The 22,827-nt window shown below is 65.5% G+C and carries 21 protein-coding genes; 11 read left to right on the top strand and 10 right to left on the bottom strand.

Going from position 1 to position 22,827, the window contains the following annotated elements; genetic code table 11:
- The first annotated feature begins 62 nt into the window (after positions 1-62).
- The 5 genes from FHR22_RS07285 to FHR22_RS07265 are packed head-to-tail and all read left to right on the top strand — an operon-like array spanning position 63 to position 5,181.
- Positions 63-371 (top strand): hypothetical protein, encoded by a 309-nt coding sequence (locus FHR22_RS07285; RefSeq protein ID WP_166940422.1) that lies wholly within the window; start codon positions 63-65, stop codon positions 369-371.
- A 6-nt stretch (positions 372-377) separates the two neighbouring features.
- Positions 378-1,883: a class I adenylate-forming enzyme family protein gene (locus tag FHR22_RS07280; protein ID WP_166940420.1), complete on the top strand. Its 1,506-nt coding sequence runs from the start codon at positions 378-380 to the stop codon at positions 1,881-1,883.
- A gap of 9 nt (positions 1,884-1,892) precedes the next feature.
- A complete protein-coding gene (locus tag FHR22_RS07275; RefSeq protein ID WP_166940418.1) occupies positions 1,893-2,885 on the top strand; it encodes an enoyl-CoA hydratase/isomerase family protein in 993 nt (330 codons plus the stop codon).
- Positions 2,882-3,847, top strand: a complete 966-nt coding sequence (locus tag FHR22_RS07270; protein WP_166940416.1) for a CoA transferase — start codon at positions 2,882-2,884, stop codon at positions 3,845-3,847. Before FHR22_RS07275 ends, FHR22_RS07270 begins: the two co-directional genes overlap by 4 nt.
- On the top strand, positions 3,844-5,181 hold the full coding sequence (locus FHR22_RS07265; RefSeq protein WP_166940414.1) for an amidohydrolase family protein: 1,338 nt from the start codon (positions 3,844-3,846) through the stop codon (positions 5,179-5,181). Before FHR22_RS07270 ends, FHR22_RS07265 begins: the two co-directional genes overlap by 4 nt.
- On the opposite strand, the gene FHR22_RS07260 is transcribed toward FHR22_RS07265, so the two are convergent.
- Together FHR22_RS07260 and FHR22_RS07255 are read right to left on the bottom strand one after the other, a co-directional pair.
- Entirely contained in the window at positions 5,178-6,317 is a 1,140-nt protein-coding gene (locus FHR22_RS07260) for a thiolase family protein (RefSeq protein WP_243853502.1), read from the bottom strand. The two genes, FHR22_RS07265 and FHR22_RS07260, sit on opposite strands and share 4 nt — an antisense overlap.
- 41 nt (positions 6,318-6,358) lie before the next feature.
- Complete coding sequence (locus FHR22_RS07255; RefSeq protein WP_166940410.1) at positions 6,359-6,763, bottom strand: Zn-ribbon domain-containing OB-fold protein; 405 nt, start codon at positions 6,761-6,763, stop codon at positions 6,359-6,361.
- Between the two features lie 124 nt (positions 6,764-6,887).
- Between FHR22_RS07255 and FHR22_RS07250 the strand changes: the two genes are divergently transcribed.
- Genes FHR22_RS07250 through FHR22_RS07230 form a run of 5 tightly spaced genes read left to right on the top strand, consistent with a single transcriptional unit; the run spans position 6,888 to position 13,333 of the window.
- The gene (locus FHR22_RS07250) at positions 6,888-8,195 is read left to right on the top strand and encodes an amidohydrolase family protein (protein ID WP_208417580.1); all 1,308 of its coding nucleotides are present in this window, start codon (positions 6,888-6,890) and stop codon (positions 8,193-8,195) included.
- 12 nt (positions 8,196-8,207) lie between these two features.
- Positions 8,208-9,479, top strand: coding sequence for a cytochrome P450 (locus tag FHR22_RS07245; RefSeq protein WP_166940406.1), 1,272 nt, complete (start codon positions 8,208-8,210; stop codon positions 9,477-9,479).
- 10 nt (positions 9,480-9,489) lie between these two features.
- Positions 9,490-10,965 (top strand): aldehyde dehydrogenase family protein, encoded by a 1,476-nt coding sequence (locus FHR22_RS07240; protein WP_166940404.1) that lies wholly within the window; start codon positions 9,490-9,492, stop codon positions 10,963-10,965.
- An 11-nt stretch (positions 10,966-10,976) separates the two neighbouring features.
- Positions 10,977-12,209 (top strand): CaiB/BaiF CoA transferase family protein, encoded by a 1,233-nt coding sequence (locus FHR22_RS07235; RefSeq protein ID WP_208417503.1) that lies wholly within the window; start codon positions 10,977-10,979, stop codon positions 12,207-12,209.
- 14 nt (positions 12,210-12,223) lie between these two features.
- A complete protein-coding gene (locus tag FHR22_RS07230; protein WP_166940402.1) occupies positions 12,224-13,333 on the top strand; it encodes a Gfo/Idh/MocA family protein in 1,110 nt (369 codons plus the stop codon).
- Positions 13,334-13,361: 28 nt separating this feature from the next.
- Here the strand turns inward: FHR22_RS07230 and FHR22_RS07225 are convergent, their stop codons facing one another.
- From FHR22_RS07225 to FHR22_RS07210, 4 genes are read right to left on the bottom strand one after another with little or no spacing between them, the layout of a single operon-like run.
- Positions 13,362-14,531 (bottom strand): thiolase family protein, encoded by a 1,170-nt coding sequence (locus tag FHR22_RS07225; protein ID WP_166940400.1) that lies wholly within the window; start codon positions 14,529-14,531, stop codon positions 13,362-13,364.
- Entirely contained in the window at positions 14,528-14,923 is a 396-nt protein-coding gene (locus tag FHR22_RS07220) for a Zn-ribbon domain-containing OB-fold protein (RefSeq protein WP_166940398.1), read from the bottom strand. The genes FHR22_RS07225 and FHR22_RS07220 overlap by 4 nt, the downstream gene beginning before the upstream one ends.
- Positions 14,920-16,320, bottom strand: a complete 1,401-nt coding sequence (locus FHR22_RS07215; protein WP_166940396.1) for an MFS transporter — start codon at positions 16,318-16,320, stop codon at positions 14,920-14,922. Before FHR22_RS07215 ends, FHR22_RS07220 begins: the two co-directional genes overlap by 4 nt.
- Complete coding sequence (locus FHR22_RS07210; RefSeq protein ID WP_166940394.1) at positions 16,320-17,123, bottom strand: SDR family oxidoreductase; 804 nt, start codon at positions 17,121-17,123, stop codon at positions 16,320-16,322. Before FHR22_RS07210 ends, FHR22_RS07215 begins: the two co-directional genes overlap by 1 nt.
- A 95-nt stretch (positions 17,124-17,218) precedes the next feature.
- Between FHR22_RS07210 and FHR22_RS07205 the strand changes: the two genes are divergently transcribed.
- Positions 17,219-17,881, top strand: coding sequence for a TetR family transcriptional regulator (locus FHR22_RS07205; RefSeq protein ID WP_166940392.1), 663 nt, complete (start codon positions 17,219-17,221; stop codon positions 17,879-17,881).
- 96 nt (positions 17,882-17,977) lie between these two features.
- Here the strand turns inward: FHR22_RS07205 and FHR22_RS07200 are convergent, their stop codons facing one another.
- The 4 genes from FHR22_RS07200 to FHR22_RS07185 are packed head-to-tail and all read right to left on the bottom strand — an operon-like array spanning position 17,978 to position 22,823.
- Positions 17,978-18,802, bottom strand: a complete 825-nt coding sequence (locus tag FHR22_RS07200) for a coniferyl-alcohol dehydrogenase (RefSeq protein ID WP_166940390.1) — start codon at positions 18,800-18,802, stop codon at positions 17,978-17,980.
- Positions 18,803-18,824: 22 nt separating this feature from the next.
- Positions 18,825-20,198 (bottom strand): phosphotransferase family protein, encoded by a 1,374-nt coding sequence (locus FHR22_RS07195; protein ID WP_166940388.1) that lies wholly within the window; start codon positions 20,196-20,198, stop codon positions 18,825-18,827.
- Positions 20,195-22,390 carry a CaiB/BaiF CoA-transferase family protein gene (locus tag FHR22_RS07190; protein ID WP_166940386.1) on the bottom strand — a complete coding sequence of 732 codons (2,196 nt, stop codon included), beginning with the start codon at positions 22,388-22,390 and terminating at the stop codon, positions 20,195-20,197. Before FHR22_RS07190 ends, FHR22_RS07195 begins: the two co-directional genes overlap by 4 nt.
- 4 nt (positions 22,391-22,394) lie before the next feature.
- Positions 22,395-22,823, bottom strand: coding sequence for a Zn-ribbon domain-containing OB-fold protein (locus FHR22_RS07185; RefSeq protein WP_166940384.1), 429 nt, complete (start codon positions 22,821-22,823; stop codon positions 22,395-22,397).
- Positions 22,824-22,827: the final 4 nt, after the last annotated feature.

Raw genomic sequence — 22,827 nt, 5'->3', positions numbered from 1 at the left:
TATTGGCAGGTCAAAGCCGACACGATGGCAAGGCCGGACGCCGACGGGAAAGGATGAACGAAATGGACCTCAAACCGGGTTCGCGCTGGAAGAGCGCGGTATGCGACGCGCAACTGGTCGTCGTGCGCCCGCCCCGGACAGCGGGCGAACTCCAGTGCGGCGGCGCAACGGTGCTACCGATCGACGATGCTGCCACGCCGTCGGGCGCCGTCAGCGCCGACTTTGCCGAGGGCGTCGCCATCGGCAAACGCTATGTCGACGAGGATAGCGGGCTCGAAGTGCTCGGCGCCAAGGCCGGGCAAGGCTCGCTCGCCTTCAACGGTGCCGCGATGACCGTCAAGGGCGCCAAGCCGCTTCCCGCGTCGGACTGATTTTGCATGCGTACGCCGCTTCTGCTCGATATCGCCGCCGATGCCTGCCCCGAACGCCTCGCGCTCGGCGGCAGCGGCGACGGCATGGATTTCCACGCCTATCGGGCGCGTGCCAGCCGGGTTGCGGCCTGGTTGCTCTCCGAGGGAAAGGCCAACACCGCCTTCCTCGGCATGAACGGCGACGCCCTTCCCGTCCTGCTCTTTGCGAGCGGCATGGCGGGAACGCCCTTCGTGCCGCTCAACTATCGCCTCGCCGATGCCGATCTCAATAAGCTGGTCGCCCGCAGCGCTCCGGCGGTGTTGATCGCCGACGACGACATGCTGCGCCGTATCGCGCCGGTGGACGGTGTGGAACTGGTCGCGCGCAGCCGCTTCGAGGCTGAATTCATGACGGGCGGCGCGCGCGCGAAGGTCGACCTGCCCGAAGCCGAAAACGACATCGCCGTGCTGCTGTTCACCAGCGGCACCACCGGCGATCCCAAGGCGGCCGTGCTCCGTCATGCGAACCTGACCTCCTATGTCATGGCGACGGTCGAATTCCTTGGGGCGGACGAGGACCAGGCCGCGCTGGTCAGCGTGCCATCTTATCATATCGCCGGAATCTCGGCGATCCTGACCTCGGCCTATGGCGGGCGGCGGATCGTCTATCTGCCCGCTTTCACCGCCGAGGATTGGGTCCGGGTCGCCGCGGCCGAAGCCATTACCCATGCGATGGTCGTCCCGACGATGCTCGATCGCATCCTCGACGTGATGGTCGAGACCGGCGAGACGCTGCCCGCCCTTCGCGCGCTCTCCTACGGTGGCGGCAAGATGCCCGAACCGGTGATCGCGCGCGCGCTGGCGATGTTGCCGCAGGTCGATTTCGTCAACGCCTATGGTCTCACCGAGACCAGTTCGACGATCGCGTTGCTCGGCGCCGATGATCATCGCGCCGCCTTCGCCTCCGACGACCCGGCGATCCGCCGCCGCATCGCGTCGGTCGGCCAGCCGCTCCCCAGCATCGAACTCGAAATCCGCCGCGAGGATGGCTCGCCGTGCGGCCCCGGCGAACATGGTGAAATCCATGTTCGCGGCGAGCAGGTGTCGGGCGAATATCTGCATAGAAAGGCCATCGCCGACGACGGCTGGTTCGCAACCAATGACGCGGGCTGGCTCGACGACGGCGGCTATCTGTTCGTCGAGGGGCGGCTCGACGACGTCATCGTGCGCGGCGGCGAGAATATCTCGCCGGGCGAGATCGAGGATGTGCTGCGCGGCTTCGACGACATCGCCGATTGCGCGGTGCTCGGGATTCCGTGCGTCCAATGGGGCGAAAAGGTCGTCGCGGTAATCGTGTCCCGATCGGGCGCGCCCGACACCGTCGGCATGGCGGCAACCATCAAGGCCCGGCTGCGCTCGACGAAAACCCCCGAACAATGGTTCGTGCGTAGCGAACTCCCCTATAATGAAACCGGAAAGCTGCTCCGCCGCGTGCTCAAGGCCGAACTGGCGGAAGAGGTCTGCGCCGGATAGGAAGGCGCGATGAGCGGCCCCGATCATCTCGACGCCGACCGGCTCTCCGCACCGGGAGGGCAGCCGGTGCTGGTTGTCGATGCGCGGACATGGCGGCCACCCATGGTCCAGATTCAGGCGCTGGTGATCGGGGCAGACCGGGAAGGAGCGCTTCCTTCGATCGTCGCAGATGATTTCGACCTGCTGCTCACGACCGCCGCGAATGCGCCGCGACCGTGGGTTTCGCTCGACGCGCGCAATGCCGACGCGCAGATCGCACGGCTTGCCGATGCCGTGAAGGCAAATCCGCTTGCCGCCACGATCGGGGCACAACTGCTGCGACTGACCGCCTCCCTTCCGCTCGCCGACGCGCTGCTGGCCGAATCCCTGGCCTATTCTACATTGCTCGGCGGCAACGAATTCGCGCACTGGAGAGCGAAAGAAGACGTGGCGGACAGCGGACCAACGCCCGCCGAACCCGTTGCGGTCGAGCGCGAAGGCGATGATGTTACCCTCATCCTCAACGACCCCGCCAACCGCAATGCCATGACGGCGAACATGCGCGACGCGCTGTATGAAGCCCTCGCCAATGCACTCGACGATCCGAGCAAGCCGCAGGTCACCCTGCGCGGCGCGGGGCGCTGCTTTTCGACCGGCGGCGCGCTTGCCGAGTTCGGCACGGCGAAAGACCTCGCCGAGGCGCACGCCGTCCGCCTGTTGCACAGTTGCGCGCGCGCGCTCGATGCGCTGGGCGAGCGCGCGACGGTCCGATTGCACGGCGCGTGTATCGGGTCGGGCATCGAAGTTGCCACCGCAGCCCATCGCCGGATCGCGGCGCCGGACGCATGGTTCCAGCTCCCCGAACTGGCGATGGGGCTGATCCCCGGTGCGGGAGGAACGGCGACGATCGCGCGTGCGATCGGACGCCATCGCACCTGTTGGATGCTGTTGTCGGGCAAGCGCGTCGGCGCGGCGCTTGCCTGCGAATGGGGGCTTGTCCATGCGGTCGAGGAGCGACCGTGACCGGCCTCGTCGATGCCGTTGCGGCGGCGGGCGACCGTTTGGCCGCCGCTTCGGACGGCAGGATCGCCTTCGACGCCCGCAGTGCCCTGTCGCGTCACGAGGACCTTGCGCTCGGCGAGCCCGGCCTGTGGTCGCCGAACCGGCATAGCCGCCTTGTCGCCTGCCGTAACGGCTGGATCGCGGTATCGCTGGCACGCGACGAGGATTATGATCTGGTTCCCGCCTGGACCGGCGCGTCGTTCGACGCCGACCGCTGGGATGCGGTGATCGCCGCTGCCGCCGACCGAGACGCCGATGATATGACGGCCGCCGCCATTGCCCTCCACCTGCCGGTCGCGGTGGTGGGCGAGGCGTCGCCGCTGGCCTGCCGCCCGCTGCGGGGCGGTCAGCACAAGGACGGCGTGATCGTCGACCTGTCGGCCTTGTGGGCGGGCCCCTATTGCGGCGCCCTGCTCGCCGAAGCGGGCCACCGGGTCATAAAGATCGAGAGCGCCGCCCGTCCCGATCCGACGCTGCGACACACTCCGGCGCTCGACACACGGCTCAACAGTGCCAAGCAGCGTTTGACGATGGCGCTCGACGATCCCGAACTGCTGGCGATGATCGCCGGCGCACGAGCGCTGATCACCTCCGGGCGCCCGCATGCCCTCGCCCGTACCGGGCTCGACGAAGATCGGCTGTTCGCGCTCAACCCCGACCTGCTGTGGATCGGCATTACCGCGCACGGCTGGTACGGCGCACCGGCGATGCGCATCGGGTTTGGCGACGACTGCGCCGCTGCGGGCGGGCTCGTCCGCTGGCAGGACGGCGCACCGCAATTCATGGGCGACGCACTTGCCGACCCGCTGACCGGACTGACCGCCGCGACGCACGCACTCGAGGCGATGGCAAAGGGTGAAGGCGGGCTGCTGGATATCCCGCTCGCGGGAACGGCTGCGTATTTCGCGGAAATGCTGGCATGAACGCGGCTTTCGACCTTCTCGTCCGCAACGCGCGCGATCTCGACGGCCGATCGATCTCGGTCGGAATCCGCCGCGGAATCATTGCCGCGCTCGATACCAGCCTGACGGGAACGGGCCTGGAAATCGACGCGCAAGGGTGCATTTTGGGACCGGGACTGCACGATCATCATCTGCACCTTCTCGCGACCGCGGCGCAGATGGCGTCGGTCGACCTTGCCGATGCCCGCAGCATCGACATAATCATCGCAAAATTGCGCGCCGCGCGCCCGGCGCCGGGCGGGTGGGTTCGGGCGACCGGTTATGACGAGCGCGCGGCCGGATTGCCCGATCGCGACCTTCTGGACGCCTGGCTGCCCGACCAGCCGTTGCGCGTGCAGGACCGCACCGGGGGATATTGGATCCTCAACAGCGCGGGCGTGGCGAAGCTTGGCGAGCCCCCCTTCCCCGCCTGTGTCGAGCAAGACGTCGACGGCCGCCCGAACGGACGTATCCGGCGCGGCGATGCATGGCTGCGCGATCGGGTCGGCGCCGCGGCGCCCTCGCTGGCGGCGCTCGGTGCCAGGCTGGTGCAATGGGGGGTGACCGGGGTGACCGATGCCGGCGCCGCCAACGGCGCCGAGGAAGCGGCATTGCTCGCGGGTGCGATGCCGCAACGACTTGTTATGATGGGGACCGAAAGCCTGCCACCGGGCGCCGGCTATCGGATCGGCCCGCTCAAGCTGCTGTTCGACGAGGACGATTTGCCGACTGTCGAGAGCGCGGCTGCGCGTATCGCGGCCGCCCGCACGCTAGGCCGAAACGTCGCCGCACATTGCGTGACGATGGGCGAATTGCTCTTTTATCTGGAGGCGCTGGCGGTCGGGGGAGGATCGCGGCCCGGCGACCGGATCGAACATGGCGGGGTGATCGCGGACAGCCTGATCGGCGATATCGCAGCGGCGGGACTGACCGTCGTCACTCAACCCAATTTCATTCACGACCGCGGCGACCGTTATCTCGAACAGGTCGCCCGCGAAGAACTGGACGATCTCTATCGTCTGGGTTCGTTGCAGCGCCGCGGCGTTCATGTGCTCGGCGGGTCCGACGCACCCTATGGCGATGCCAATCCGTGGATCGCCTTGCGCGCCGCAACCGACCGGCGCACGCGCGGCGGCGATGTGATTGGCGCCGGGGAAGCGATCGATCGCAGGGCGGCGCTCCAACTCTATCAGGCCACGCCGCTTGCCGTCGGCGCGCCCGCCGACCTGATCCTCTACGACTGGCCGCAGGATCGCGATGCGCTCGCCAGCGTGCATTTGACGCTGATCGGCGGCGTCATCGCCTGGCAAAGTTAGTCGCGAACCAGCAGCATCGCGCCGGCCAGCGGACCGCCCGAGGTGGATGTCGCGCAAATTTGCGGATCACCCTTGACCTGCCGCTCGCCGCCCCGGCCCCATAATTGCGTGCAGGCCTCGTGCACCGCACCATAGGCGTGGAGCCTTCCACCCGACAGCGCGCCACCGCCGGTATTGACCGGCAATTCGCCGTCCAGCGCGATCCGCGTTCCACCCGCGATGAAATCCTTCGCGCCATAGCGTTCGCAAAAGCCGAAATTTTCGAGCCAGTTGATCGTGTGAAAGCTGAAACCGTCGTAAAGCTGCGCGATATCGACATCAGCGGGCTTCAGGTTGGTGCGGCTCCACATCATCTCGGCAACCTTGGGCTGCGCTTGCGTGTCGAGTTCGGCCAGCTGGGTCCAGCTGTTGCGATAGCGCATCGACGATCCGATCGCCTCGACCCGGATGGGCGGATTCGGCAAATCGCGCGCGACGTCCATTCGCGAAACAATGATTGCCGCAGCGCCGTCGATCGGCACATCGCAGTCATAAAGACGCAGCGGCGTCGCGATGATCGGCGAAGCCAGATAGTCGTCGAGCGTGATCGGCGTCCGATAGATCGCATTCGGATTGAGCGCGGCGTTGCGGCGCTGGTTCACGGCAATCTGTCCGACCTGTTCGGGCGTGATGCCGCTCTTGTGAACATAGAGATTGAAGAATAGCGCCTGCTGCAGCGCCGCGGCATAGGTGTAATAAGGCGCATACCATACAAAGGGGCCGGCCTGCCGCTGACCCTCGCGCAGCAGCGAATTGGCATAAGCGGTCTTGCGCGCCGTTGCTTCATACATGGTTCGAAAGATCAGGACATTGCGGCACAGCCCCGCCGCAATCGCACCGATCGCATTGAAGACCGCGCCATATTGCCCCGGCGCTTCGCCGCCGCCGGCATACCAGCCGACCTCCAGCCGCAGTGCGTCCTGCAACGCCGCGCAGCCGACGGGCGCGAAGCCCGAACCATCTGCGCGCTCGCCGGGCCAGGTCGCAATCCCATCGATGTCAGCGCGGGTAAGGCCCGCATCGGCGATGGCTTCGAGCGCGGCATCGGCGGTGAGCGCCAGTGCGGACTTGGTGGCCCCGCGCGAGACTTCAGACATGCCGACGCCGGAGATCGCTGTGTTTTTCTCGGCGAAGGCGGTCATGATTGCACCGGTCGGAACAGCGGGGCCCACAGGTCTTCTGCTTGCTCGAACAGGACTTCCACCGCCATGCCGAAGGTCACTTCCCCGGCATGACAATCAACGATATTGCAGGCCAAGCGGACATCATCCTGCTCCTCAATCGCGACGAGCGCGAGGATGTAGGGAACCCGCAGGCCGGGAACCCACGCCTTGTGATTGACCGTGAAGGTCACCACTCTGCCCCGCCCCGATACCGCCCGCGGCGCGACGTTGCGGCCTTCGCATCGGGGGCAGAACGGCACGGGCGGATGGACAAAATAATCGCAGTCGCCGCAGCGGTGGATCGCAAGCTTTCCGTCGCGGCCCCAAGTCCAATAGGCCTCATTGTCCCGGTCGATTACCGGCAGCGTTCGTGCGATCATCTTCCTCTCCTGGTCGGCTGTCCTGACTTATTACACTAGGTCATAAACCAAGAGTTGACACATCGTCAATTTTTGCGATGATGTGTGCAACGATAAGCAACATGAGAGGAGAGTCGCCGTGCAAATGGACGACATGGTCATCATCAGCGTCGACGATCACGCGGTCGAACCGCCCGAAGCATTCATCCGCCATTATCCGGAGGGCAAGAAGGATCGCGCGCCCCGCATCGTCCAGGACGACGGCAAGGACATCTGGTCATGGAACGGCCAGCGCTTCCCGACGATCGGCCTCAACGCCGTGGTCGGCCGTCCGCGCAGCGAATATGGCATGGAGCCAAGCGCCTTCGACCAGCTCCGCCCCGGGACCTATGATCCGAAGCTGCGCGTCGACGACATGAACGCCAATGGCGTGCTCGCCTCGCTCAACTTCCCGACGATGCCGAGCTTCGCCGGCGGCACCTTTGTCGCCATGGCGCAAAAGGACCCCGAGGAATCGCTGCTCGCCTGCCGCGCGTGGAACGACTGGCATGTGCAGGAATGGTGCGCGACCGCGCCGGGCCGCTTCATCCCGATGTGCCTGATCCCGATGTGGAACATGGATGACACCCTCGCCGAACTGAAGCGGATGAGCGACCTTGGCGTCCACGCCGTCAGCTTTTCGGACAATCCGTCGAACATCGGCCTGCCGAGCATCCATAACGAATATTGGGAGCCCTTCTGGAAGGCCTGCTCCGACTACAAGATGGTCATCAACTGCCATATCGGCACCGGCGCGCGGGCGATGCATCCGTCGCCCGAAAGCCCGATCGACGCGTGGATCACGGCAATGCCGATCTCGATCGCCAATTCGGCCGCCGACTGGACCTTCGCGAAATTCTGGCAGCGCTATCCCGACCTGCGCATGGCGCTGAGCGAAGGCGGCATCGGCTGGATCCCTTATTTCCTCGAGCGCGCCGATTTTACGCACGAGCATCATCACGAATGGACCTTCACCGATTTCGGCGGCGAACGTCCGTCGGACCTGTTCAAGCGGCACATCATCTGCTGCTTCATCGACGACCAGTTCGGGGTGAAGAACCTCGATTATATGAACACCGACATGGTCGCCTATGAATGTGATTATCCGCATTCGGATACCGTTTGGCCGAACGTCCCAGAATATCTGTGGGCATCGGTCAACGGGCTCGACCGGCAGGTGATCGACAAGATCACCCACCTCAACGTCATGCGCGAATATAGTTTCGATGCCTTCGCCCTTAATGGCGGACGCGAATATTGTACGGTTGCGCACCTGCGCGAGCTCGGCAAGGACGTCGACGTCAGCCCGCGGCACAATCTGGGCGGGCTGAAAACCGACAGCATGGACGCGATCGGCCAGGCGCGGCGCCCGGTCACTTCGGGCGACATCGAACGCATGTTCGCTTCGGCCTGAGCGGAGGCGGATATGACCGAGACGATGCTTTCCCGTTGCCCGATCGCCCCCGCCCCGGCGGACGCACCGCCGGTGCCAACGCATGTTCCGCCTGAGCTGGTCCTCGACACGCGCTTTGCGCAGGGTCAGATCGAGTTCGACCTGCCCGACCCCTACCTGCCGTCGGACGTGCTGCGTTCGGAAGGCGTGCCGCGGATCCTCTATTACCCCTGGCCGACGAGCGGACGCCAGCATGGTGCGTGGACGGTGTCGCATTATGACGACATCCGCCGCGTCTACGAAGATAACGACATTTTCTCGACAGAGGGGGCGGCGCAGTTTCAGGCGCTGGCGGGCGAAACCTTTCCGTCGATTCCGCTCGGCATCGACCCGCCGGACCATGGCCGCTATCGCAAATTCCTGAACCCCTGGTTCACCCCGGTCGCGATGAACGACATGGAGCCCAAAATCCGTGCGATCGTCAACGAGATGATCGACGCCGTCGCCAAAGACGGCGAGGTCGATATCGCTTATGATTTCGGGCGCATCTATCCGGTTCGCGTGTTCCTCAATCTGATGGGTTTTCCCTTCAGCATGTTCGACCAGTTCCTCGAATGGGAATATGCGATCCTGCATGATCCCGATATCGCGGCGAAAGCGAAAGCGGTGACCGGCATCCTGGCCTATCTTCGCGGTTTCATCGCCGAGAAACAGGCAAGTCCCGACGAGACGCTGGGCAGCTATATCGCCAACGGCCGGATCGACGGCAAGCCGCTGAGCGACGACGAGACGATCGGCATGACCTGGTTCCTGTGGCTCGGCGGCCTCGACACCGTGGCCTCGACGATCAGCCAGATGTTCCGGCGCATGGCGATGGACACCGAATTGCAGGCCCGCATCCGTGCAAACCCGGAGATTATCAACAGCGCGGTCGAAGAGTTCCTGCGCGTCCAGCCGCTCGTCAATTCGGGGCGCCGGATCAAGAAGGATTTCACCTGGCACGGCGTCGAACTGAAGGAAGGCGACTGGATCGCCTGCCTCAACAGTTCGGGAAATTTCGACGAAAAGCAGTTCGCCTGCCCGCGCGATTTCGATCCCGAGCGCAAGAACAACCGCCACTTCACGTTGATCGGCGGCGTGCATATCTGCCTGGGCGCGCATCTGGCACGGCGCGAGCTGCGCGTGCTGTTGCAGGAGTTTCTGTCGCGCGTGCCGCCGTTCCGGTTGAAGCCGGGCGCCGATACGACCGTCATTCCGGGACTGCTGTCGATCCGCAACCTGCCGATCGTCTGGGACGCCAAATAAGGACAAGAATATGGCATTTCTGAAATATGCCGACGCCATTTATGTGGGCGGCGAATGGGCCAAGACCGACCAGCGCGAGGCGGTGATCAACCCCGCCGATGAAAGCCTGCTGATCGAGGCGCCGGTCGGCAGCGCGGCACAGGTCGATGCCGCGATCGGCGCGGCGCGGCGTGCGTTCGACCAGGGCGACTGGGCCTTTATGCCGGTGATCGAACGGCAGGCGATCCTGACGCGCTTTCTGAATGCGATCGAAGCGCGCAAGAGCGCGATCGTCGATATGATCGTCGCCGAGGCGGGGTCAACGCGGATACTCGCCGAGTTTCTGCAATATGGTATTCCGATGAAGCATGCGCGGCGGACAATCGAAGTTGCGGCGCGGCCCGCGATCAGTTCGCTGCCGATCGAGCTCACGCCCAATGCCCAAGGCACCACGACGCTGGGCACCGGGGTCGTGAGCCGCGAGCCGGTCGGCGTCGTCGCCGCGATCTCGCCCTATAATTTTCCCTTCTTCCTCAATATCGGCAAGGTCATCCCTGCGCTTGCGGTCGGTTGTACGGTCGTCCTCAAGCCTTCGCCCTACACGCCGATGCAGGCGCTGATCCTCGGCGAAATCGCCGACGAGGTCGGACTGCCCAAGGGCGTACTGAGCATCGTCACCGGCGATATCGAAACGGGAAAACTGCTCACCACCGATCCGCGCGTCGATCTGGTGCACTTCACCGGTTCGGACAAGGTCGGGGCGATGATCCAGGCGCAGTCCGCACCGACGCTGAAGCGGATCGTGATGGAGCTTGGCGGCAAGTCGGCACTGATCGTCCGTGCCGATGCCGATATCCAGAAGGCTGCGGCGGCGGGGATCATGGGGTTCACGACGCACGGCGGCCAAGGCTGTGCGCTCACGACACGCCATCTCGTCCACAACAGCGTTCGTCCGCAGTTCGTCGCGGCGATGAAAGCGATGCTCGGGCACATCAAGATCGGCAATCCGGTCGACCCCACCGTCAATTACGGCCCGCTGATCCGCGAAGTCGCGCGCAAACGCACGGAGGATTATGTCGCGATCGCACAGGATGAAGGCGCAACGCTGGTCGCCGGCGGCAAGCGGCCCGCCGGGCTCGACAAGGGCTATTATTACGAACCCACCCTGTTCGACGATGTAAAAAACGAGAGCCGCCTCGCGCAAGAGGAGGTGTTCGGACCGATCGGCGCGGTCATCGGCTTCGACGATGACGACGAAGCGATCGCCATGGCCAACCACAGCGATTTCGGACTGTCGGGCGCGATTTATTCGGCAGATTCGGGGCAAGCCTATCGCATGGCGCTCAAACTGCGCACCGGCGGCGTGTCGATCAACGGCGGCGCCGGAACGATGCAGTCGGACGCGCCGTTCGGCGGCATCAAGCGTTCGGGCTACGGCCGCGAATATGGCGAGGATGGCCTCAACGAATTCACCTACCAGAAGGTGATCGGCTTTCACGCCGAATAGGGGAAAAGCGCATGACCAAAGTGATGACCGGCATTCGCGTCCTCGAAGTCGCACAATTCACCTTCGTGCCCGCCGCCGGTGGCGTGATGACCGACTGGGGCGCCGATGTGATCAAGATCGAGCATCCGGTGCGTGGCGACGCGCAGCGCGGCATCCAGATGTTGCAAAGGCTGGCGGTCAATCCGCAACGCTCGTCGCTGATGCAACATCCGAACCGCGGCAAGCGCAGCGTCGGGATCGACATCTCGACCGAAGAAGGCCGCGAACTGCTCTATGAAATCGCGAAGACCGCCGACGTCTTCCTGACCAATTACCTGCCCTCGGCACGGCAGAAACTGAAGATCGATATCGAGCATATCCGCGCCGCAAACCCCGACATCATTTATGTCCGCGGCAGCGCCTTCGGCGACAAGGGGCCCGAGCGCGACAAAGGCGGGTTCGATTCGACCGCTTATTGGGCACGCGGCGGTTCGGCGGTGCTTGTGACCCCCAAGGCATTGGACGGACCGTTGACGCAGCCCGGACCCGCATATGGCGATACGATCGGCGGCATGAACATCGCGGGCGGGATCGCTGCCGCGCTGTTTCACCGCGAGCGCACCGGCGAGGCGACCGAGGTCGATGTGTCGCTGCTTTCGTCTGGTATATGGGCGACGGCCTGTTCGGTCGACGTCGCGATGGAATTGGGTACCGACCCGTTCGAAAATCAGATGCCCGGCGGCAACCAGGCGGTCGGCACCAATCCTTTCATGGGCGTGTTCAAGACGTCGGACGGCAAATTCATCAACCTGACCGTGCTGTCGCCCGGGCCCTATATCGAGGATGTTTTCGGGCATCTCGGCATCCCCGAGGCGGCGAACGACGCGCGATTCTCAACCGCCGAGGCGATCATGGCGAATGCAACCGAGGCCTATCCACTCGTAAAACAGGCGATTGCCGCGCAACCCTATGATTATTGGACCCGGCATCTGAAAACGATGAAGGGGCAATGGGCCGCCTATCAGTCCGTGCACGACGTCGCGAGCGACGAGCAGGTATTGGCGAATGATTTGATTTTCGAGGTCGAGAGCGCCGATGGCGGGGCCCCGATCCGGCTGGTCGCCAATCCGGTGCAATTCGATCATGCCGGCGTCGAAAACACGCGCGCGCCCGAAGCTTCGGAGCACACCGAATTGTTCCTGATGGAACTGGGGCTCGACTGGGACCGCATCGAGGATCTGAAAAACAGGAAGGCAATCGCCTGAGGGAGAAAGCCGCGATGCCCCTTCCCCTCCGCGTCGGCATCATCAGTGCCGCCTGGGGTGCCAAGGCGCACCTGCCCGCGTGGCGCAGCCTTGACGGCGTCGAGGTCACCGCCATCTGCACTTCGCGGCCCGAAACGGCGGCGAAGGCGGCGGACGAGTTCAAGGTCGGCCGCGCTTTTCACGACTTTCGTGAAATGGCGGCCGATCCCGACATCGACGTCGTCGATTGCGGCACGCGCCCGCCGCTGCGCCACGCCATGGTGATGGCCGCGCTCGGCGCGGGCAAGCATGTCTATAACGGCATACCGTTCGCGAAAAACCTGAGCGATGCGCAGGCGATGACCAGCGCTTGGCAAGCGGCCGGAACCGTCGCGGTGGTCGACGCCTTCATGCAGGCGGTGCCCGCGATGGTACAGATGAAGGCGATGATCGAAGCAGGGTGGATCGGCGATACCTTCGGCGCCGATGTCGCTTTCGACGTGCCGCTGTTCAGCGCCGCGCAGACCAACGTGCCGGGCTATGTCTGGTTCGCCGACCCTGCCAACGGCGCGAGCGCGGGGCGCAATCTGGGCAGTCATATGCTGCACCTGCTGGTGCATTTCTTTGGCCCGGTCGCGTCGGCAACCGCGGATCAGTCGCTGGCGTTGAACGCATGGCCGCTGGATGGCGAGATCATCCGCCCGCAGGTGCCCGATCGCACTTCACTGCTGCTGCGCCATGCGTCAGGCTTGCCGGCGCGGCTGGAGGCGAACTGGTGCAAGATCGGCGGCGACGGGTTCCGTTTTTCGGTGTGGGGATCCAAGGGACGGCTCGAAGCGCGCGCGCCGGTTTTTCCGATGGCGCACGACACGCGGCTGTTCGGGACGCAAGACGCGGCGCTGGGAAGTGCGGCGATGGAAGCGATTACGATCGAGCCGGAACATCTGGCCGTGCCCGGTTGCCATGCGGTCGCCGGACGGCCCGAAACCGGATTGCTGGCGCTGGCTTCGATCTTTGCGAAGATGCGCGATGCCATCAACGGCGAAGGAAGAGCGACGCCTGATTTTGCGCAGGCGCTGCATGTGCAGGAGGTGGTAGAGGCAGCGGCGAGGTCCAGCGATCAGCGGCGGTGGGTCAACCTCTGATTCCCCTCCGCAAGCGGGAGGAGATGGCTTAACCCCGCCGCAGCAGCATCGATCCGGCGATAAACCCGCCCCCCATGCCGCAGACCGCGACCTTCGCGCCATCGACCTGACGGCCGCCCCCTTGCCCCCAAAGCTGCGTGCAGGCTTCGTGCAGCAGGCCGAAGCCGTGCAGCCGCCCGCCCGACAATTGCCCGCCCCCGGTATTCACCGGAAAGCGTCCGCCGGGGCCGATATGCCCCGCCGCAATGAAATCCTTCGCTTCACCATGGCCGCAGAAACCGAAGGCTTCGAGCCAATAGGGCACGAAAATGCTGAAGCCGTCGTACAGCGCGAGGACATCGACGTCGGCGGGTTTCAGGTCGGTGCGCGACCAGAGGTCGGCGCAAGCGTCGTGTGCGCCCATCGTCGTGAGGTCGGCGCGCTGATCCCATGTTTCCTGTGAATGGAGCGCCGAACCCAGGGCATCGATCGTCAGTGGCGGGTTCGCGCAGTCCTTTGCGGCGTCGGCGGCCGAGACGATGATGACGCAGGCGCCGTCGATCGGCACGTCGCAATCGAAGAGGCCGAGCGGCGAGGAGATCATCCGCGCGCCGAGATAATCCTCCATCGTCAGCGGCGATTGCATGACCGCGGCCGGATTATGCTGCGCAAAGGCGCGCTGGCCGGTCGCGACCATGCCGAGATGCTCGCGCGTCATTCCGAACTCGTGGAAATAGCGCGTCGCCATCCACCCCGCCCAGTTCGACGCCGACATCGCGTTTGCGGGAACCAGATAGGAATACCAGCCGCCAAGCCGCGCGCGGCCCGCGCCGGGGATACTCGCGCGCCGGGTGGCGGTTTGCGAGCTGCTTTCGGTGAGCGCGCGGAAGCAAAGGACGTGGCGCGCCTGCCCGGTCGCGACCGCCATCGCGGCGACCATGATCGGTGCCATCTGGGCGGGCCCATCGGGGACCGCGCTGTGCCAGCGCGTCTTGAGCCCGAGCGCGTTCCGCACCTCGCCGGTGCCGAGCGGCGACATGCCAGGCGAATTGTCGGCCTTGCCCGGATAGGTGCAGATGCCGTCGATGTCGTCCTTCGTCAGCCCGGCGCTTTCGAGCGCGCGCTTCGCGGCCTCGGCGAGATGAAGCATGGCGGGACGGTTCGTCTTGCGGCCGATGTCGGACATGCCGATGCCGGTGATCGCGGCATTGAGGGTCATTGTGCGGGCTCCCACTGCGGGAACCAGATGTCTTCGATGTTGGCGAAAGTGACACGGAGCGCTTGTCCGATCCGGACGGTTTCGGGATTGGTGTTCACCACTTCGGCGGTGACGCGGACGCCCGGCGCACCGTCGAGGTCGACCACCGCGAGCGCAAAGGGAACCGCAAGCCCGGGGGTCCAAGGCTGGTGGTTCACGGTAAAGGTGTAGACCGTTCCGATGCCAGAAACCTCTTTAAATTCAATGGTTTCGTTCCAACATTTCGGACAGATCAACTGCGGCGGGTGGATCGCGTCGTCGCAGGCGGTGCAAAAGGCGATCATCAGCTTGCCTTCGGCGCCGCCGGTCCAGAAGGCGGTGTTTTCGGGAGTGAGTTCGGGGAGCGGTCTCATGGATTTTCCTGTGCCGGAAGTTGTCGCGGAAGCGCGAAAGATGTCGCGATCGCGGCGACGCAGATCGCGGCGATGACGATGACGGTGAGGTCGTAGGCGAAGGGCGACGGATAAACCTCGTCACCGCGGCGCACGGTATCGATGGCCAGCAGCGTCGTCACCATCTGCGCGCCGATGCCGAGGAACAACTGGCGGATGACGGTAAGCATCCCCGAAATCTCGCTGATCCGTTCGGGGGGCGAGGCCTGCGCGATGATCGTCGGCGCGACCGAGAAGAGCATCGTCGCACCGAAGCTGATCAGGATGAGTTGCGCGACAACAACGGGGAAACTGTTCACGTCGACGACGAACCACAACAGCCAGCCCGTCGTGGTGAGCAGGCCGCCGACGATCAGCGCGAACCGCCCCCCGCCGCGCCCCGCGAGCCAGCCGCCGAGCGGTCCCGCAAAGGTCGAGCTGAGGTTCGAGGGCAGCTTTGCCAGCCCCGCGAGGGTCGCCGAAAAACCGAGTCCCGCGACGGTCCATACCGGCGCCTGCATCAGCAGCGAAAAAAAGACGGTGATCTGGAGCGTGCTCATCGACACGAGTGCGGTGACCGCGCCGCCGATCGCGATAGTGCGGTTCGAAAAGCTGCGCACCGCGATCAACGGGTTCGGGCTGGCAAGGCTTTGCCGCCACCACCAGAGGGTGAGCAGCAAGCCCGAAACGAGCGCGGCGAGCGACCAGCCGTTCGCCCAGCCCCAATCCTTGCCCATGCTGAAATAGACGAGGATGAGCGCGACCCCGGGCGCGAAGGCGAGGCCCGAAAACCAGTCGACGGCCTGTGCCGAGGGCCGCCGGATCGACGGCGGGACGAAGGCGAGCGCGGCAAGCGCTGCCGCGACGCACAGCCCGGCGCTGGTGAAGAAGATGCCGTGCCAGCTGAAGCTGTCGACGATCATGCCGCCGACGACGAGACCGGCGGCGGTGCCGATCGATGCCCCTGAAATCATCAGCCCGATCGCCATCGGGGCGCGGTCCTTGCCCAGATTTTCATGCACCAGACCAATGCAGAGCGGCAGGATCGCGCCGGTCACGCCCTGCATCAGGCGGCCCGCGAGCAGGACCGGAAAGTTGGTCGAGAGCGCGCTGATCAGCGATCCGATCGCGCCGATCGCGAGCACGGCGACGAGCACCCGCCGCCGTCCGAACAGGTCGCCGAGGCGCCCGACGATCGCCGCGATCGCAGCACCGACGATGAGATAGCCGGTGATCAGCCACCCCACCATCGCGGGATTGCCGAAGTCCTGGATCAGCCGTTTGAGCGCGGCGAGGATCATCGCGGTTTCGAACGATCCGGTGACCTCGGCGATCCAGAGCGCGCCGATCAGCAGCGTCAGTTTGCGGCGATCGCCCACTATCCGGCGGCCGTCTTCGCGCCCTCGGGAACCCCGACCTGCGCCGCGCGGACCTCGATCAGGTCGACGCCGATATCGGCGGGAAGCCCGATCACCGAGAGCAGGGCCTGCGCCATCGATTCGGGTGTCGCACCCTCGCCGGTCATCGACGCATGGCCCGTTTCGACGATTTTCTTGTAGAAAGCCGCAACGGTTTCCTGCGACCAGGCCTTGCCGCTCGATCCGCCTTTGACCGAACCGGAACGCAATATGGTGACGCGGATATCGTCGCTGCGCAGTTCGTCGCGCAGGCCGTGACAGAGCGTTTCGACCGCGGCCTTGGTCGCGGCATAGAGCGCAAGCATCGGAAAGGGCATGTTCACCGATTCGCTGCTGATCGCGATCACCTGCCCTTTGGTTTTGCGCAGATGCGGGATTGCGGCGCGGATCAGCCAGGCGACGCCGAGGATGTTGATATCGACATGGCTGCGAACGATTGCGTCGCTGCCCGCTTCGAAGGCGAAGGGGTGATAGACGGCCGCGTTGGCGACGACGACGTCGATGCGGCCGAAATGGGCGGCCACCTGCGCGATGGCGGCGTTCACCGCCTCCGATGAGGCGACGTCGCAGACAACCGGCAGCACCGCGTCACCGAACTCCCCGGCGAGTGTATCAAACTCTTCGGAGGGCCGCGCGAGGCACGCGACCTTCACGCCCGACGCGACCAGCGCCGCGACGAAATGGCGTCCCATTCCCTTTGACCCCCCGGTCACCACCGCCACCTTATCGGCAAGCCTCTCCATCCCGAATCCCCAATTTTCCATGGTTTTCATCTATTTTTTGACGATACGTCAACTTTTTGCCATATCGCAAGCCTGCTGTTAGGGTGGCGGCGAAAATAAGGGGCAGGACAAGCCATTTGACGCAGCAACAGGCAATCAAGACGGCGGATATCGCCGCCGAAGGCAGCGGACGCCGGCTCGGCGCCAAGGGGCAGCGGACGCGGCAGCAGCTGATCGACGCGACCGTCGCGCTGCTCGAAACGCACGGGCTGCGCGACGTGTCGGTCGTCGATGTCGCGCGCGCGGCGCAGACGTCGCCCGCGACCTTCTATGTCTATTTCAAGGGCGTGCCCGAAGCCGTGCTCGCCGCGCTGGAAAATGCGAGCCAGTCCTCGCCCGAACTGGAGGCGATCATCGCGCGCGACTGGCTGGCGCCGGGAGCGGACACGGCCGCGCTGGCCTTCGTCGAATGCTACACCGACATCTGGAATCGCAACCGGACGATCTTCGTCGTCCGCAACCTGGCGGCCGAGGAAGGCGACCCGCGCTTCTACGAAGCCCGGATGACACAGGCGCGGCCGATGATGGATGCGATCAGCGAACAGGTGATGCGAGCGCAAGCCGCGGGACGCACCCCGGCGCAACTGTCGCCGCGGTCGTGCGCCGGCACGGTGCTGATGATCCTCGAGCGCTTGTCGGCGATCGGCCCGATGAGCAGCCATAGCGAAGGCGTCGGCTATGCCGACCTGAAGGCGGCGGCGGCACACAGCATTGCGATGATGCTGGGCGCGCGCGGGTAGTTCACACATTGTCATTGCGAGCGAAGCGAAGCAATCCAGAGCGGTTTGCACCTACTCTGGATTGCCGCGTCGCTTCGCTCCTCGCAATGACAAGCATTAGGCGGAAGCCTCGGCAATCATCTTCTGAATATCAAGAACGCCCGTCGCGAGCCCGCCGGCTAGGCCCGCGTCGACCGGCAGGCATACCCCGCTGATGAAGCTCGCGGCGTCGCTGCCCAGCAGGATCAGCGGCAGCGCCTGTTCCTCGGCGGTCGAATAGCGGCCCTTGGCCTTGGCGAAGGCGCCGAGCACCGCGTCGCCCGCGACCTTGCGGAATTCGCCGAGCATCGGGGTATCGATCGGGCTGGGCATGGTGCAGTTGATGCGGATGTCGCGGCCGATCAGGTCGGGCGCGCGGACCTGGGTCCAGGTGTTGATCGCTTCCTTGGCGAGGCTGTAAGGGTCGCCCACTTCGCCCGCGCGGTCGCGATACCATTGGCGCGCCTCGGTAAAATCCTCGATCGCGATAAATTCGCGGAGGAGCGGCTGACGCGTCAGCCACTTCATGCCGCCGAGCGACGAGACCGAGACGATTGCGGCGCCGGGGTTGAGGTGCGGGATCCAGCCTTCAGTCCACGCGCGGATGCCGAGGAAGTTGACGGTGACGACGTCCTCGCCGGGGAAGGTCTGGGGCAGGCCGGAAACGTTGAACACCGCGTCGATCTTGCCGCCGATGCTGTCGATGCCGGCCGCAATCGCGTCAGGGTTCTTGAGGTCGACTTCGGTGAAGCTTGCAAGGTTCACCGGCGACGGCTTGATGTCGGCGCCGTGCACTTCGGCGCCGAGGTCGACCAGCGCGCGCGCGCAGGCTTCGCCGGTGCCCGAGAAGCACCCCATCACGACGACGCGCTTGCCCTTGTAGCCCAAGATATCTTTCGCCATGTCCCTCAACCTTTCCTGATGTCTATTGCAGCGGTGCGAATTTCGTATCGGCGAGGCCGCCCATCGCATCGGCCATCAGCGCCGCTTCGCGCGTCTCGTGCGCGTTGCAGAGGATGATCGCGGCGTCGTTGGCGATGCGGTCGCCCGCGACGGCATCGCGAAAGGCCGCCCAAGCCGCGCGATAGTCGGCGAAGCCCTGCGCGAGCGCGGCTTCGATCTCGGCCTGTTCGGCGGCGTGGAAGCCGGGTTCGAAACGCTCGATCGCGCGCCACCATTTGATCAGGCGCGCCATGCCCTTGGCTTTCACCGCCGCCTGCTGGTCGGCGACGCGCGGGACGATGGTGTCGCGGATGTCGTCGAGTGCGATGGCAAAGCTCTTGTCATGCGCGCCGATCGGCGCATCGGGCAGCATAACGGGCGGCAAGGCAATGCCCGCGGCTTCGGCGAGGGCGTGCGAGAGGACGCGGCGGTGGATCGTCGAATAGACGAGGTTCATGCCGAGGTTGGGCGGCGGCGGCGCGGCGGGATCGTCGTAGCGCGAGCGGCGCGCGAAGCTGGTCTGGAAGAGCAGACGCCAGTAGATCAGGCGCGGCAGGTCGACCCGGTGCCCGCCCGCGGCTTCATAAGCGGCAAAAGCCTGCCGCAGCGGGACGAAGCCCTGAAACAGCATCCGGATCGCGAGCATCGCCAGGTCGGCCATCGGGTCGCCGTAATGGACGAGTTCCCAGTCGAGCAGCGCGGTAATCTTGTCGCCGTCGTAGAGGAAGTTGCCCGGCCCTGCGTCGCCATGGACGATGACCGACGCGGGCATGTTCGCGGGGATGTTCGCTTCGAGCCAGCCCAGCGACAGGTGGATCAGCGGGTCCCAGCCCTTACCGCTGTTCCCCGCACGCAGCTCGGCGATGCGGCGGCGGATGAAGGTTTCGGCGGGTTCGACCGGGCCCATGCCTTCGACCGGATTTGCCACGACGTCGATGCGATGGAGCGCGGCGAGCTGCGCCATGAAATCGGCGGCGAGCGTGTCGCGCTGCGCTGCGTCGGCGATGGTGCCGAAGCGATCCTTACCCGGGATCATGCCGCAGACGAGGGCGCGCTGGTCGGGGACCGATGCGTAGTAGGGCGCGACGCGAACGCCAGCGTGGGCGAGCGGCCCCGAGAGCGCACGAAGCACTGCAGCCTCACGCAGGAAAGCGGCGTCGTCGCCCGCCCCCGCCTTGTGGACGTCGTAGTTCATATAAGCGCTGGCGGCGCGGCCGTCGGGCCATAGGAGGTCGAGCTCGGCGCCCTCGCGCGAGGCGCCGCCGCCGCCGCGTGGACGGACCGCGACGACGCGGGCGCCGCTGGCGGTTTCGACCGCGGCGGCGAGGCCGGGCGGGAGAAGCTCGTGCGCCGTCATCCTATGATTTTCGCGGCGCGGAAGTCCGTGATCTCGTCGTCTGAATAGCCGATTTCGCGAAGGATTTCATCGCTATGCTCGCCAACTGCGGGGCAGCAGCGTTTGAAAACGACCGGGGTGTCGCCGAAATTCCAGAAGGCGCCGGGCTGTTCGACGATGCCGTAGAGCGGCTGCGGCAGGACCGACACGAGGTTCAGTTCGCGATTAAACGGATCGTCGAAGAAACGGTGCATCGCATTTTCGAAATTGACGGCGTCGGCTGGGACGGCGGCGGCTTCGAGGTCGGCGAGCAGGTCGGCGGCGTTACGCGTCTTGGCGCCGGCCTCAAGATCATCGCCGAGCAGTTCGGCAAGCGCGGCCTGCTGCTCGGGCTTGTGCGCAGCGACCGCGACCCACGCGCCATCGGCGCATTCATAGATCCGGTGCCAGGGCGAGAAGCCGGTCTGGTCGCTGGTCAGATGATAAGTGTCGGTCAGTTCGCCGTCGGGACCGATCAGCCGTTCGCCCTGCGTGAACGCGGCCATGCCGAGGAGCGAGGTCTGCGTCGTATAGCCCCTGCCCGTCGCGCGCTTGGCATAGAGCGACGCCATCAGTTCGACGAGGCAGCTTTGCGCGGTCGCGACGTCCATCGTGCCGGGGCGGTTGAAGACGGGGCGGTTGCCCTCCCCCGCATTTTCGAACTCCCAGCCGGCGATCGCGTTGAAGATCGAGTCATAGCCCGGCCAGTTGCCGCGCGCGCCGCGCTGGCCATAGGCGCTTGAATAGTTGAATGCGATATCGGGGTTGTATTGGCGAATGCCCTCTTCGCTGAGGCCTAGCTTGGCGGCGCCCTTGAAGCGCATATTGTGGTGGACGAGTTCGGCCCACTGCAGCAGCCGTTCGAGGATCGGCTGGGCAGCGGGGTTGGTGAGGTCGAGCGCGAGGCTGCGTTTGCTGCGCGCCGCGGCCTGGTAATAGCGGTGCATGAAGCGGATGCGGTCGCCGGTCAGCGCCTCGACCTTGATCACGTTGGCGCCCATGTCGCCCATCATCGACGGGCCCATCGGACCGGCGAGGAACATGCCAAGGTCGAGGACGCGGACGCCTTCGAGGATTTCGGCGGGCGCGGTGCCAGGCGCGGGCGCGGGCTTGGCGGGCCATGTGACATTGCCGCCTTCGCCGAGGCGCGGAGCGGGGCGGCCTTGCGGCAGGTCGGCGTCGCTATGGAAGGGCGTGTTGGGCTGGCGGGTCTTGCCGAGGTCGGGATCATTGACTTCGATCACATAACCGTTCGCCTCGGCATCGTCGTGGCGGAGCACTTCACCCATCGGATAAGCGGGTTCGACCGCGATATCGGCGGCGCGCATGTCGGCGATCCAGTTGTCGCGCGGGCGAAGCCTGAAGGCTTCGGCCTGCCCGGCTTCGGTTTCGAGGTCGACCTCGGTTTCGGCCATGACGTCCCACATCGTCGGCATCGTGGCGTAATCGAACTGGCGGGTCGGGTCCATGATCTGGAGCCAGTCGCCGCCCTTGCACTGGAACAATTGCTGCGCAATCGGGCGCGGACCGGGCGGATAGGTGACGGGGTTCACCATCGGACCTTCGCTGTTGCGCGCCCAGACGAGCGGAAGCGTCGCGAGGAAGCCCTGGAAGATCGATGTGTGCGCTGCACCGCCCTGCCCGGTTTGCAGCCGCTTCACGAGGCGTGCGAGCAGGCCCGCGGCGGCGAGATGCGCGGCGGACCAACTGCCCTGTCGGTAGCGATAGACGATCGGCCCGGCGCGGTGGCCATCATTCTCGTACAGCGCGCCGACGCGCGCGGCGACGAGCAGTTCGTCGTCGCCGCGCTCGACGTCAGGGTGGTTCACGGGCGATCCGGTGATGGCGGTGACGACGAGGTGCGGGTAACGCGCGGCGAGGCTGGCGTCGTCGAGCCCGAGCACCTTCGCGCGCGCCGGTGTGAACTGGTGAAGCAGCGCGTCGGCGCCTGCGAGGCGTTCTTCAAGTTTGGCGCGGCCGTCGCCGGTATCGAGATCGAGGGCGAGGCTCTTCTTGCCGCGGTTCCAGTTGGCGAAGGGCGCGGTGCCGCGTGCAGGGTCGCCGCCGGGGCGCTCGACCTTCAGCACATCGGCGCCGAGTTCGGCGAGCATCAGCCCGGCGACCTGCACCGCCATGCCCTCGCCGATCTCGACGATCTTGAGGTCGCCGAGCATCGCGTCAGGCTTTCCGGAAGTTGGGGAGGACCCAGCCGTCCTGGATCGGCGTCCAGTCGACGGTCACCTGCATCCCGATATGGACGTCCTCGGCGTCGCAGCCCGAGACATTGGCGTTGAGGCGTGTACCCGGAGCGCCGTCGAGGTCGACGACGACGGGGACATAGACATAATCCTCGCCATTCCTGGGGTTCTTGTTGCAGATCGCGTAACTGAACACGGTGGCGGTGCCGGGGAGCGTCGGCCACTCCTTGGCGCGGCTGCCGCACTCGGGGCAGATCGCGGTCGGCGGCATGCGGAAATGGCCGCACCCGCCGCACTGGCACGCAGTGAGCTTGCCCTCCTTCGCCGCCTGCCAGAAAGGCTCGGTATCGGGGTTGGTGGTGATGCGGATCTGGTCACCGGGGATCGCGCGGGCGGGGCCGTAGGTCATGTCG

The organism is Sphingopyxis panaciterrae (genome assembly GCF_011762125.1).
GTDB lineage: Bacteria > Pseudomonadota > Alphaproteobacteria > Sphingomonadales > Sphingomonadaceae > Sphingopyxis > Sphingopyxis panaciterrae.
The sequence above is the reverse complement of the archived record's forward strand: the minus strand, read 5'-3'. Positions and strand labels throughout refer to the sequence as shown.

What these genes read in the sequence shown, in the direction of transcription:
- FHR22_RS07285 (WP_166940422.1), top strand. Translation starts at nt 63, where the DNA reads ATGGACCTCAAACCGGGTTCGCGCTGGAAGAGCGCGGTATGCGACGCG.
- FHR22_RS07280 (WP_166940420.1), top strand. Translation starts at nt 378, where the DNA reads ATGCGTACGCCGCTTCTGCTCGATATCGCCGCCGATGCCTGCCCCGAA.
- FHR22_RS07275 (WP_166940418.1), top strand. Translation starts at nt 1,893, where the DNA reads ATGAGCGGCCCCGATCATCTCGACGCCGACCGGCTCTCCGCACCGGGA.
- FHR22_RS07265 (WP_166940414.1), top strand. Translation starts at nt 3,844, where the DNA reads ATGAACGCGGCTTTCGACCTTCTCGTCCGCAACGCGCGCGATCTCGAC.
- FHR22_RS07260 (WP_243853502.1), bottom strand. Translation starts at nt 6,317, where the DNA reads ATGTCTGAAGTCTCGCGCGGGGCCACCAAGTCCGCACTGGCGCTCACC.
- FHR22_RS07255 (WP_166940410.1), bottom strand. Translation starts at nt 6,763, where the DNA reads ATGATCGCACGAACGCTGCCGGTAATCGACCGGGACAATGAGGCCTAT.
- FHR22_RS07250 (WP_208417580.1), top strand. Translation starts at nt 6,888, where the DNA reads ATGGACGACATGGTCATCATCAGCGTCGACGATCACGCGGTCGAACCG.
- FHR22_RS07245 (WP_166940406.1), top strand. Translation starts at nt 8,208, where the DNA reads ATGACCGAGACGATGCTTTCCCGTTGCCCGATCGCCCCCGCCCCGGCG.
- FHR22_RS07240 (WP_166940404.1), top strand. Translation starts at nt 9,490, where the DNA reads ATGGCATTTCTGAAATATGCCGACGCCATTTATGTGGGCGGCGAATGG.
- FHR22_RS07235 (WP_208417503.1), top strand. Translation starts at nt 10,977, where the DNA reads ATGACCAAAGTGATGACCGGCATTCGCGTCCTCGAAGTCGCACAATTC.
- FHR22_RS07230 (WP_166940402.1), top strand. Translation starts at nt 12,224, where the DNA reads ATGCCCCTTCCCCTCCGCGTCGGCATCATCAGTGCCGCCTGGGGTGCC.
- FHR22_RS07225 (WP_166940400.1), bottom strand. Translation starts at nt 14,531, where the DNA reads ATGACCCTCAATGCCGCGATCACCGGCATCGGCATGTCCGACATCGGC.
- FHR22_RS07220 (WP_166940398.1), bottom strand. Translation starts at nt 14,923, where the DNA reads ATGAGACCGCTCCCCGAACTCACTCCCGAAAACACCGCCTTCTGGACC.
- FHR22_RS07210 (WP_166940394.1), bottom strand. Translation starts at nt 17,123, where the DNA reads ATGGAAAATTGGGGATTCGGGATGGAGAGGCTTGCCGATAAGGTGGCG.
- FHR22_RS07200 (WP_166940390.1), bottom strand. Translation starts at nt 18,802, where the DNA reads ATGGCGAAAGATATCTTGGGCTACAAGGGCAAGCGCGTCGTCGTGATG.
- FHR22_RS07195 (WP_166940388.1), bottom strand. Translation starts at nt 20,198, where the DNA reads ATGACGGCGCACGAGCTTCTCCCGCCCGGCCTCGCCGCCGCGGTCGAA.
- FHR22_RS07190 (WP_166940386.1), bottom strand. Translation starts at nt 22,390, where the DNA reads ATGCTCGGCGACCTCAAGATCGTCGAGATCGGCGAGGGCATGGCGGTG.
- FHR22_RS07185 (WP_166940384.1), bottom strand. Translation starts at nt 22,823, where the DNA reads ATGACCTACGGCCCCGCCCGCGCGATCCCCGGTGACCAGATCCGCATC.